This window comes from Collinsella sp. AF37-9 (assembly GCF_003475115.1).
Taxonomy (GTDB): Bacteria; Actinomycetota; Coriobacteriia; order Coriobacteriales; family Coriobacteriaceae; genus Collinsella.
In genome coordinates this window covers 1-11,504 of the sequence record NZ_QROQ01000041.1, presented here as the reverse complement: position 1 = coordinate 11,504, position 11,504 = coordinate 1, and the positions used below count along the sequence as shown (strand labels likewise).

Sequence of the window (11,504 nt, the reverse complement as noted above, 5' to 3'; positions counted from 1 at the left end):
CAGTCCAAGTTTCGGGGCGCAGTTCACAGGCACCTTTGTGGTGGTTTTTGTTTAAGCGCCGGCGATGAGGAGATTTGGGCGGGCGTTGTCGACGATCTCGGCGATTGAGGTGGCGACGGCGTGATCGGGGTCACGGTCCATCACGATGGCGTTGACGTCGATTAGCTCGGCAAAGCGGTACATGCCGCGTCCGTTGACCTTGCTGGCGTCCATGAGGGCAACGCCTTGACGGGCGGCGGAGATCATGGCTGTTTTGGTCTCGGCCATCTGCGGAAAGTCGGTCGTAAAGCCGCAGCCGGGAACAAAAGCGCCGGGGCACATGACGGCAAGGTCGGCATGGACCATTTGGAGCGCCTGCATGGTGAGCGGTCCGTACAGATAGCGATGACCTTTGCGCAGTGCCCCGCCCAGCATGACGACATCGACCGAGGGCATGCTCTCGTCGATGTAATCGGCAATGGTAATGTCGGCCGTGATGACGGTGATGCCATCGCGCTGGTCGAGGAGCCGGACAAACTCGAGCGCCGTGGTGCCCGAGTCGACGAGCAGCGTGTCGCCGTCATTGACGAGCTCGATGGCGCTTTGCGCGATGGCCTGCTTGGCGGCGACATTGACGTTGATACGGCGATCCTGGGTGGATACGGTCAGTCGCTTCTGGAGCGACACAGCGCCACCATGCGTGCGGCGCAGCTTGCCGGACTCGGCGAGCGCGTCTAGGTCGGCGCGGGCGGTAACGGAGGACACGCCAAAAGTCTGGGCGATTTCTGCCACTTGCACTGAGGCGTTATGTTCGAGCATTTCCATAATGGCGGCGCGACGCTCATCGGCGAAAGCTCGGGTTGTTGCATGGGCCATATCCGCTCCATCATCGTCTGAAATTTGCAGGAATTGTGTTGAGTCTATTTTCGTTCATTTTCTTTTTAAGTAAGAAAACGCCTTTCGATTACTTACTTTTTCTATAAAAGAAAGATGATCAAAGCTCAAAACTCAATTTCGAACACGCACGCTCGGGTTCGACCCCTTCCGTTTGCTTTTCAAAAATGAAGGTTGGACCTCGCGCGATGACAATATCTCGCACATGCATACCCGCTGAATTTCATACAATGAGCGCAGCAAAACGCAAGGTAAAACACCTTGTGAACAACTACGCCCGATGTCCAGATGCGGGCGAGGGAGAGGAGCAAACGCTCATGGCACTTGTTACCACCGAAAAGATGCTCAAGGACGCTCAGGCCGGCCACTACGCCGTCGGCGCGTTCAACGTCGAGAACCTCGAGTTCGTTATGGCCGTTCTGGCCGCTGCCGAGGAGACCAAGTCCCCCGTCATCATGCAGACCACCCCGGGCACCATCAAGACCGCTGGTCTGGACTACTTCTACGGCATGGTCAAGGCTGCCGCCGAGCGCGCTTCCGTGCCCGTTGCCCTGCACCTCGATCACGGCGATGGCTATGACCGCTGCATGCAGGCTTTCCGCACGGGCTACACCTCCGTCATGATCGACGGTTCGCACGAGTCTTTCGAGGACAACATCGCTCTGACCAAGTCCGTCGCCGATGCTGGCCGCGCCATGGGCGTGCCCGTCGAGGCCGAGCTCGGTAAGGTTGGCGGCAAGGAGGACGACGGTCCCGCGGTTGAGGGCGAGAGCCCCTACACCGATCCTGCCGAGGCCAAGGAGTTTGTTGAGCGCACCGGCTGCACCTCGCTGGCCATTGGCGTTGGCACCAGCCACGGCGTGTACACGAGCGATCCTCACATCGAGCAGTCCGTGGTCAAGGCCATTCGCGACGCCGTCGACGTGCCGCTGGTCCTGCACGGCACCTCCGGTGTGCCCGATGAGCAGGTTGCCGAGGCTGTGAAGAACGGCATCTGCAAGGTTAACTACGCCACCGAGCTGCGTCAGGCTTACACCAAGGGCTTCATGGCCTACATGGCCGAGAACCCCGCCTGCTTCGATCCTAAGAAGCCGGCCAAGGAGGGCATGCGCGAGATCACCGAGCTGGTTAAGATCCGCATGACCAACCTCAACTCTGTGGGCAAAGCAGAGTAACAGCAAGGGTACTCCGACTCGCTACATATCCCGGGGAGGGACGAGGGCTTAGTTCCCCAATCGTCCTCGGGCATGCAAAAAGCCTCGCTGCGCACTTCGTGCGGCGAGGCTTTTTGCCCCCTGCGGAAAGATTGGGGAACTAAGCCCTCGTCCCTCCCAGGTTGACCTACTCGAGGTCGTCGCCCTTGTGGTGTTGGGGCTGAAAGGGTGGGACGCGTGGGTTATTTGGTTGTTAGGGTTAGTAGGTCGTTGGGGGTTTTGAGGTTGTAGGTGGCGTTTGGGATATCTTGGTGTGATCCCCATGCTGCTCGGGCAAAACTGACCCCTGCTGAAGTTGCGCATTGTTCGTCGTAGACGGTGTCGCCAACGTAGACGACGTTGCCAGGATTCGCGCCCGCACGTCGGAGATATTCGAGCATGGGTGCGGGTGCGGGTTTATGTTCGGTTGTGTCTTCGACAAGGATGATGTGCTCAAAATACTTATCGAAACCAAGGGGTGCAATTTCTTTTGCGTATTCGTCACGCGCACGTGAGGAGACGATGCCAAGTTTGCAGCCGCTATCGGCGAGCGTTGCGATGACTTCAAGCAAACCTGGAAACACGCTGATGGTGCTTTTAAAGCTGGCGGCAACTTGGCACCAGCGATCCAACGTTGCCTGCGAGTAGATCCCAAGTTTCTCAAGGGCATCCTTGCCGGGTATGCCGAGGGCAAAGTCAAGCTCGTGTCGGGGAAGCGTTTTGCTGGTCTCTTCTTGGACAATCTGGACAAGCGATGACAGAACGCTTTCTTCTGTATCTGCCAATGTCCCATCAACGTCAAATACGATATGGTCAAAGTGCTTCATATGATTGCTCCTCTCTGTTGTTTGCCTGCAAGTTTGATGCAGTGACAGAAGAAGGGCTAGCGGGATTTCTGCCTGGTGCTATCGAGATTCTGCCTCGCTGCTCGATAGCTCGAAGGAGTGCACCCCATTTGTTCTTTAAATACCTGGCCAAGATGGCTTGCTGTTATAAATCCGCATTGGCGCGCGACTGTCTGTACCGTTCGCGTGGTGTGTGCCAAAAGTTCGCAAGCACGGTTTATGCGGTATGCGCGTAGATATGCCGCCGGGGTCGTTCCTGCACAAGTTTCGATAATGCGGTAACACTCTCTTTCGCTTACGCCGGCTGCAGATGCCATCTGGGGCACATCTATAGCGGCTGCATAGTTTGCGCGGATAAAGTCCAGGATTGCCTTGAACTGTACGTCGCGGCTGGTCATCCAAGAGGCGCCGTCGGAAGAAAAGAGCGGTTCGGTCTTGGCGTTAATCTGAATCCAGAGCTCTGACAAACTATTTCGAAGCGCCATCTCGTTCTGCGGCCGTTGAAGGTCGTGGCTAAAGGAGCTCTTTAGCAAATCGATAAAGGGCATATCGTCGGGATTGGTGGGCGACCATTTGAGCACATCGACGCCTCGACATTGAAGCAATGGGTTGATGTAGCGCTTTTGGAGACGCCCCGCGGGATCGCCGAGCATCGACGGCTGAAAGATATGCAGCATTTGAATGGCTGGCGCCGAATTGGGTGATTGCAGCGTGCTGTGCAAAACGCCGCCGTTGATAAAGCCGGCGGACCCTTCCTCAAAGCGTACGTGCTCATGAGCCGCGTGCGTTCGATAGTCGATCGCTCCCTGCTCCATGTAGAAAAGCTCAACTTCGGAATGCCAGTGCCAGGGGACGGAATTGCCCGGATAGCGAGCGAATTCTGCGCGTTCGGCAATATAGGGCCAGTCTTCGGCGGTCTCGGGAAACGCTTCCTCGCGTCCTCCGCGGTGCAATTCTATGTGATCCATGTTTCGCATGGCATCAGTATAAAGCGCGATGGGCTTAGATTGCTCTTGCCTGTTCGGGGAACGCCTTGTCTAGGGATGCTTGGAGCTTATCGAAGGATGCTCGCAAGTTGTGGCTCTGGTCGGTTGAGCGTTTGGCTTTTGTGGTGGGGGAGTCGGGGAGGCCGTTTCTCTGTGTCGGGGGGAAGGAGAAAAGGTTTGCATGTTTTAGGGATGGCTGCTGTGCTGCGTCATTGGAAGAATGCATGCTTATGCGGCCTCCTCGATGTCCACCAAAAGATTGCGCGCGAGGTTTGCTGCTAGGTCCCGTGCGTTGGCAGTATTATGCCGCGGCTGCCGCAAAGAAGCGCTAAAGAAAGGCTTAACCTGGTTTAGTGTTACGATGAAACTGCAGGTCAGAGGTATCGAGTAACACTCTTGAAAGGCTTTGAGCTTAAGGGCTTTCTAAGGTTTGTGACGTGGATGTGGCGCGGACGTGCGGAGCGTGTGAATGCTCGCTGTTAGCGCTGCGGCTCTGTGGCGCGCACCTGCTCGATGACCTTTTCCATCGTGGCGTCGATGCGGTCTTTTTTGAGTTCGCATTCCCAGATGGTTATGGGCGTCCAGCCCATTTGAGTGAGCGCTGCCACAGCAGCACGGTCGCGCTCGACGTTGCGACGGAACTTTGCCTCCCAAAACTCAACGTTGCGCTTGGGCTGGCTTGGGTTGCACTTGGGGCAGCGGTGCCAAAAGCAACCGTTGACGAAGATGGCGATCTTGCGGCCGGGGAAGGCGATGTCGGGCTTGCCGGGTACCTTCCATTCCAAACGATAGCCCGTAAGGCCCGCGGCCCGTAGGCGCTGACGTACGAGCAGCTCGGGCTTGGTGTTGGCGCGCTTGTTGCCCTTCATGGACTTTTTGATGGCGGCGCGACGGCGGACCAGTTCGCGCTCGTCAGCGGAGAGGTCCGAGGTATCGATGCCGTCGAGCAGACCGGGCTTGGGACGCTTTTTGCTGCGGCGTTTAGGTGCGCGCTTGGGTTTGGTGGCGGGTTTGTCGGTTGTGTTGGGCGCGGCGTCATCGGCGGAGCTTGCCTCAAGCCGATCTTCCTTTAACTCAATCAGAGCATCAATGAGCCCCTTGTCGGCGGGCATCCATTCCACCGTGGCAAGCGAGGTGCGTGGAATCCAGCGGATATCAAGCTGGCGGTCGTGTTTCTGGGGCTCATCGGATTCATCGGCGAGCGAGCAGTAGTAACACTCCATGGAGAGATGAAAATCGGGGTAGTCATACTCAACGGTGTAGAAATCACGCAGGTTGGTGACTTTTACCTGTAGCTCTTCCATAAGCTCGCGGCGCACGGCGTCTTCGGGTGTCTCGCCGCGCAGAAGTTTGCCGCCCGGGAACTCCCATAGTCCCTGCATGTTGCCGTAGCCGCGCTGCACGGCAAGCAGCTCGTCAGATCCTTCCTTGCGAATGATCCCAGCGGCAACATGAACAGTCTTCAACAGGAGCCCTTCCTCAACATCAAAACGTTCCCTGCACTACCTTACACAACGGTAAGGCAAGCGTAAGCCATATCGATGGTAGCCGACTCGGCTCCTTGCGACTATAGATGCCGTAGACTAATCGCAAGAAAGGACTCGGTATGCAAACCATGCAAACGGCGACCCCGGTACTGGAGGTCGCGCATCTCGAAAAGGTATATGGAGCACTGGGCAACGTGACCCGCGCGCTCAACGATGTCAGCTTTACCGTCAACCGCGGCGAATTCGTCGGCATCATGGGCGCCTCGGGCTCGGGCAAGTCGACGCTGCTCAACTGCGTGTCGACCATCGATAGCGCCACGAGCGGCACCATTCGCATCAACGGCCAGGATGTGACGCGCATGAAGCAGGCCAAGCTTTCGCAGTTCCGCCGCGAGGAGCTGGGCTTTATCTTCCAGGACTCCAACTTGCTCGATACGCTCACGGCGCGCGAGAACATCGCCCTGCCGCTCACCATCGCCCGCACAAACTCGGCAGAGATCTCGACCCGCGTGCAGGATGTAGTCGCGCGTCTGTCTATCAGTCAGGTGCTCGACAAGTATCCCTACCAGATGTCCGGCGGTCAGCAACAGCGCGTTGCCGCGGCTCGCGCACTCGTCACCGACCCAACTATGATCATGGCCGACGAGCCCACCGGCGCCCTCGATTCCAAGAGCGCCCGCCTGCTGCTCGAGAGCCTGGAGGCGCTCAATCGCCGTCTGCGCGCCACCGTGCTCATGGTCACGCACGACAGCTTTGCCGCCAGCTACACGAGCCGTGTGCTGTTTATCCGCGACGGCAAGATTTTCACCGAGCTGCGCCGCGGCGACACCGACCGCCGAGAGTTCTTCGACCGCATTATGGAGGTCGTTGCCATGATGGGCGGTGAGGGCTCCGATGCTCTGTAAACTCGCTTGGGGCAACGTCCGCCGCGCCGGCCGCGATTACCTTGTCTACTTGCTGACGCTCACCCTGGGTGTCACGGTCTTCTATGCCTTCAATACCGTCTCGATGCAGGTCGACATTGCCGGCATCAAGGAGGAGGGACTGTCCGAGCTCATGGGCAGCATGCTCGGCTACCTGACGTACTTTTTGGCCGGCGTCATGGCCTTTTTGATGGTGTATGCCAACAACTTCATCATGAAGCGCCGCAAAAAGGAGTTCGGCCTGTACCAGGTGCTCGGCATGCGCCGCGGGCGCGTCGCCACGATCATGGCGCTCGAGACCGTATTTGTTTCGGTCGGCGCTTTTGTCGCCGGCATTGTGCTGGGCGTGGGGCTCTCCCAGCTCATGACATTCTTTACGGCCTCGCTCTTTAAGACGCAGATCGCTAATTTCCACTTCTTTTTCTCGGTGCATGCGTTCAACCTGACCCTTGCCTGCATGCTCGTGATGTTTGTGCTCACGCTGCTGCTGAACCTTCGCGCCGTGCGCCGCACCAGGCTCATCGAGCTTATGGGTGCCGAGCGTCGCAACGAGAGCATCAAGACGCGCAACCCCTGGATCGCGATTGCCATCTTTGTCGTGGGCGTGGTGCTGGTGGGCGTGGCCTATTACCGTCTGCTGCGCGACGGGTTCCCGCTCACCGCGACGGAGGGTAAGCTGCAGGAGGCCATGAACCAGTTCGGTATCACCACGGCCATGGTTACGGTGGGTACCTTTGCCCTATTTTGGGGACTTTCGGGCATGCTCATCAAGCTGCTGCAGAGCCTGCGCAGCGTGTATTGGCGCGGCCTCAACATGTTTACCGTGCGCCAGCTTGCGGCCAAGGTCAACACGGTGTGCTTTTCGATGGGCGTTATCGCGATGATCCTGTTTCTGGCCATTACCTCGGTGACCTGCGGCATGTCGATCGCCAACGTGATGAACGAGAACCTGGAGCGCTATACGCCGGCGGATATGTCGCAGACGTATATCTATTACGCGTCCGATAGGCTCGACTACTACAAGAAGTATGTCAATCCTTCCGAGGCCGATCGCATGGTGCTGGCAGACGCAACGGTCGATTTGTACTCTGCATGGCACGGTGACCGTATCGATCCCGATAACGTTGCGGAAAGTATCAAGGGCAAGTCGGCAGATAATGGCAACGAGGCCGGAAAGAAGGTCAATATCGCCGATGTTGCCGGCGAGCATGTGCAGATTGATTCGTATCTGAGCTATACGCTTGGCGGCTCGGATCCTTCGGTGACGGCGGGCGAGATGTGCAAGGCCATGGGCGAAAAGCTCCCCAAGGCGCTCGAGGGTAGCAATGCCGATGATATGGGCCTGTTTGTGACGCCGGCGAGCCAGTACAACAAACTGCGCCAGATGATGGGCGAGGAGCCGGTGAACATTGGCCGCGACCAGTACTTGCTTACGTGCGATATGGGCGGCGAGTTGGGCGACCTGTACACCAAGTACATGGCTGGGGGCCATACCCTCACCTTGGGCGGACATGAGCTCAAGCCCGCAGCCGATAAGTCGGACGAGGACACGGCTGCCATCGCCAACTCGGCACTCGGCAGCAATCCCGGTACCGTGGTCGTAGCCGACGAGCTGCTGTCCCAGCTTAACCTGCAGCCGTATTCCAGTAATCTGCTCGTTAACTACAAGCAGGGGATGGATGTGACCAAGGCAGACGAGAGCATTAAATACACCATGCTCGACAATCTGCTCGTTGACGGCAAGGAGCCGGGGTCGTGGGGAATCTTCATGACACGCTCCGAGATCTATACGCAGGCGGCGCAGATGAACGGCATGATTAGCTATCTAGCCATCTATATTGGCTTTGTACTGGTCGTTGCATGTGCGGCAATTCTGTCGATCCAGCAGCTCTCCAATGTGGCCGACGGAAGCCGCAGCTATCGCGTGCTGGCGCAGATCGGCTGTGACGACCGCCAGATTCGCCATTCGGTGATGGCGCAGCAAGCGGTGTTCTTCCTGTTCCCGCTGACAGTGGGTCTGGCGCACTCCTTTGTGGCGCTCAAGGTGATCATCGAGCTGGTGAGCACGTTTGGCAACATGAGCATCGGCGGCACGGTGGGCCTCACATGTGCGATTTTCCTGGCAGCCTATGGCGGCTATTTCCTGGTGACCTACCTCATGAGCACCGGCATGGTGCGAGCCGCCATCGCCACCCGCTACAGCGAGTAGCAAGCGGGCAAAACCGTCGCAAAACCAACGCAAACAACCGCCGCGGAGGGAGTCGGCCCCCTTCCGCGGCGGTTTTTTTGTCTATCGGATGCCTCTCAGATGCAAGTGAGTAGACTTTTTTGGATCTGTCGAGCACACCACGACAAGTGCTCAATAAAACCGCAGGTCAGCGCTGTGGCGATTCGGGGTGTGCTCGGCCTCCTGCAAAAAGTCTACTCACTTGGTTTTGGCTGCTAGAAGACCGCCGTGAGGGAAGGCAACTTCCTCGCGGCGGTTGGCGTTCGCCCAGATAAAACCTGCCAAAATAAACCTGTCTCTTTTTGGCATGTCCCTTTTGGCGTGGCTGATTGCTTTGGGCTGTCTTGGAGAAAGCCCGTGAGGCGGCACACAGGCTAATCCTGCGTGTCGCCTCCGTACATGTAGACGATAAAGCCGTCGCCGGTGTCTTGGCTGTGATCCTCCAGGATGCGTTTCATGTTGAGGTGCTCGTAGAACTGCCAGTCAGAGTTGCAGTCGCTCATCAGGAAGAACTTGGTGCACCCGGCTTTGGCGAGTTCGGCGCGCGCAAGGTCGATGAGCTCGCGGCCGAGTCCCTTGCCCTGCCACTCGGGCACAATGATGATCAGGTTGAGCTGGCCCTGGGCATACTCGTTGCCCGTGGCGGCAAAGCGATCGGCCGTGGCCTTTTCGCGACTGTCGCCAAAGAGCGAGCCCTCGAGTTTGGCATCGGCGGTCTTTGCCATCTCGGTTGCCTGGGCGAACATCTCGTCGTAGCAGGGTACCCACGTGGGGTTGGTACGCGGCTTGCCGTCCTCGAAGATGCCGATGCAGCAGGCGGCGATAATGCGGCCCTCTGCCTCGGCAACGAGCGCGATAGGGGAGCGCTGCAGCTGCATGGCAATGTTGAAGCGCGCGCAGAAATCGGCAGCTTCGACGTCGCCGCGGTTGCGTAGCGTGTTGCACCACAGCCGGTTGTAGATGGCGGCGATACCATCCAGGTCGTCGAGCGTGGCGGCGCGCAGGGTTACGTTGTCAAGGCTCATGGAGGCTCCTTCCAAGTTGGGTCAGGCTATCTATGAGTGTGGCATGGCCGCAGGGGCGCCGCATCAACCATTCGGTAGACGACCTCCGATTCCACGGGGGCGGAGAGATAGTCATTGGGGACGTTCTTAAACGACTAGGCAAACAAGAACGTCCCCAACGACTACTCATTTAAGTACGTCCCCAATGAGTGCCCCCAATGAGTGTGCAGCCAAGGTGATGCCGTTGTTTTGGCAACGACAGCGAAAACCCGCCAGAGCGAGCAAGGTGCCTTGAAACAAGGCGGCATTGACCTTTTGGTCATGCCGCCGAAGTTGAAAGGCAGATTGCCGCTCTGGCGGGTTTGCAGCGTCGAGCCGTTACGCGGGTTGGTAAACCCGCGTAACTAAACCCGCTCTGCGATCTCGTGGATGAGGTAGTCGGTCTTTTCCCAGCCTAGGCACGGGTCGGTGATCGACTTGCCAAAGACGCCGCCGTCGACCGGCTGGTTGCCGTCCTCCAGGTAAGACTCGATCATAAAGCCCTTGACCAGCTTGGAGATGGACTCGTTGCGGCGGCAGCTGTCGAGCACTTCCTTGCAAATGCGATACTGCTCCAGCGGACGCTTGCCCGAGTTGTCATGGTTGCAGTCGATGATCGCTGCCGGATTGGCATAGCCGGCATGCTCGGTATAGCGCTCGGCCAGGCGCTCCAGGTGCTCGTAGTGGTAATTGGGGTAGGTGCGCCCATCGAGGCCGATGTAGCCGCGCATGACGGCGTGCGCGAGCGGGTTGCCATCGCACTCGACCTCCCAGTTGCGGAAGATGAAGCTCTGGTGCGCCTGCGCGGCGTAAATAGAGTTGAGCATGACGGTGGTGGAACCGGCGGTGGGGTTCTTCATGCCCACGGGCACCGAAATGCCGCTCGACACCAGGCGATGCTCCTGGTTTTCGACCGAGCGCGCGCCCACGGCAACATAGCTCAACAGGTCAACGAGGTACTGGTAGTTGGACGGATAGAGCATCTCGTCGGCGGTGAAGAAGCCCGTTTCCTCAATAACACGCAGATGCATATGGCGGATGGCCTTGACGCCCTCGAGCAGGTCGTCGGGAGCCTCGGGGTTGGGGTTGTGCAGAAGGCCCTTGTAGCCGGTGCCCTTGGTACGCGGCTTATTGGTGTAGACGCGCGGAATGATGATGAGCTTGTCCTTGACCTCCTCGACGGTCTTGACCAGGCGGTTCATGTACTCAAGCACCGAATCCTCGCGGTCGGCAGAGCACGGGCCGATGATGAGCACCTTACGTGCGTCCTCGCCGGTAAAGACTTTGGCGACCTCGGCGTCAAATGCCTGCTTTTTGGCGGTAAGCTCGGCAGAAAGCGGCATTTCCTCGCGGATCTCCATGGGGATCGGCAGCCTGCGTTTGAATTCCATGGCCATACGGGGCCTCCTTTATCAATTAACAGCAACAATTGGCGAATTCTCGAATGCTCGGCATTATCCGCTGTCGCACGCTAAAGTGCAAGCGAAACCTGCCGAAAAGGGACAGGTTTATTTTGGTCGGTTTTATCTGGGGAAATGTCGGCACTCGCCGGAAGGGGGGACCGGCGTACGACATGCTGGAGCAAGTTGGATCTTCTGCGGCATACCCCGTGGACAAAAAATGGCAAATATGAGTACTGTTGCTAGCTTAGTATCATATCGACCTTATAAGATATTAGACACAACAGTAAATATGTTCATTAACGTTGGCACACAGAAGCATGCTACCGGGCATTTTGATCAATTTGAAGGCATATCTAGGCCGCAATGAGGTCGTTTGGGGCAGTTTTGGCTGTTACTAAAAAGGTGACAGTACTCATATTTGCCATTTTTTGTCCACGGGGCCTTGAGGGAGGGCGTCAATCAGGTCCCAGGGGAGGCGGTTCGAGGGCCGCAGAACAAAAAACGGGGGCGCAGGCTGTCCTGCG

9 protein-coding genes are annotated in these 11,504 nt (G+C 57.8%); 3 read left to right on the top strand and 6 right to left on the bottom strand.

Going from position 1 to position 11,504, the window contains the following annotated elements:
• Positions 1-51: 51 nt before the first annotated feature.
• The gene (locus tag DW024_RS09440) at positions 52-855 is read right to left on the bottom strand and encodes a DeoR/GlpR family DNA-binding transcription regulator (protein WP_118377573.1); all 804 of its coding nucleotides are present in this window, start codon (positions 853-855) and stop codon (positions 52-54) included.
• 335 nt (positions 856-1,190) lie between these two features.
• Here DW024_RS09440 and DW024_RS09435 point away from each other — a divergent pair, with 335 nt between their 5' ends.
• A complete protein-coding gene (locus DW024_RS09435; RefSeq protein WP_022095149.1) occupies positions 1,191-2,048 on the top strand; it encodes a class II fructose-bisphosphate aldolase in 858 nt (285 codons plus the stop codon).
• Between the two features lie 221 nt (positions 2,049-2,269).
• Here the strand turns inward: DW024_RS09435 and DW024_RS09430 are convergent, their stop codons facing one another.
• The 3 genes from DW024_RS09430 to vsr all read right to left on the bottom strand — a co-directional run bounded on the left by DW024_RS09430 (position 2,270) and on the right by vsr (position 5,363).
• Positions 2,270-2,893: an HAD family hydrolase gene (locus DW024_RS09430; RefSeq protein ID WP_089572377.1), complete on the bottom strand. Its 624-nt coding sequence runs from the start codon at positions 2,891-2,893 to the stop codon at positions 2,270-2,272.
• A 56-nt stretch (positions 2,894-2,949) separates the two neighbouring features.
• The gene (locus DW024_RS09425) at positions 2,950-3,879 is read right to left on the bottom strand and encodes an AraC family transcriptional regulator (RefSeq protein ID WP_158564428.1); all 930 of its coding nucleotides are present in this window, start codon (positions 3,877-3,879) and stop codon (positions 2,950-2,952) included.
• Between the two features lie 497 nt (positions 3,880-4,376).
• The gene (gene vsr / locus DW024_RS10300; RefSeq protein WP_233514497.1) at positions 4,377-5,363 is read right to left on the bottom strand and encodes a DNA mismatch endonuclease Vsr; all 987 of its coding nucleotides are present in this window, start codon (positions 5,361-5,363) and stop codon (positions 4,377-4,379) included.
• Positions 5,364-5,503: 140 nt separating this feature from the next.
• On the opposite strand from vsr, the gene DW024_RS09410 reads away from it, so the two are divergent.
• The gene (locus DW024_RS09410) at positions 5,504-6,289 is read left to right on the top strand and encodes an ABC transporter ATP-binding protein (protein ID WP_118377572.1); all 786 of its coding nucleotides are present in this window, start codon (positions 5,504-5,506) and stop codon (positions 6,287-6,289) included.
• On the top strand, positions 6,279-8,516 hold the full coding sequence (locus DW024_RS09405; protein WP_118377571.1) for an FtsX-like permease family protein: 2,238 nt from the start codon (positions 6,279-6,281) through the stop codon (positions 8,514-8,516). The genes DW024_RS09410 and DW024_RS09405 overlap by 11 nt, the downstream gene beginning before the upstream one ends.
• A 392-nt stretch (positions 8,517-8,908) precedes the next feature.
• Here the strand turns inward: DW024_RS09405 and DW024_RS09400 are convergent, their stop codons facing one another.
• Positions 8,909-9,559 (bottom strand): GNAT family N-acetyltransferase, encoded by a 651-nt coding sequence (locus DW024_RS09400; protein ID WP_118377570.1) that lies wholly within the window; start codon positions 9,557-9,559, stop codon positions 8,909-8,911.
• A 383-nt stretch (positions 9,560-9,942) separates the two neighbouring features.
• Complete coding sequence (locus DW024_RS09395) at positions 9,943-10,974, bottom strand: 3-deoxy-7-phosphoheptulonate synthase (protein ID WP_118377569.1); 1,032 nt, start codon at positions 10,972-10,974, stop codon at positions 9,943-9,945.
• Between the last annotated feature and the right edge of the window lie 530 nt (positions 10,975-11,504).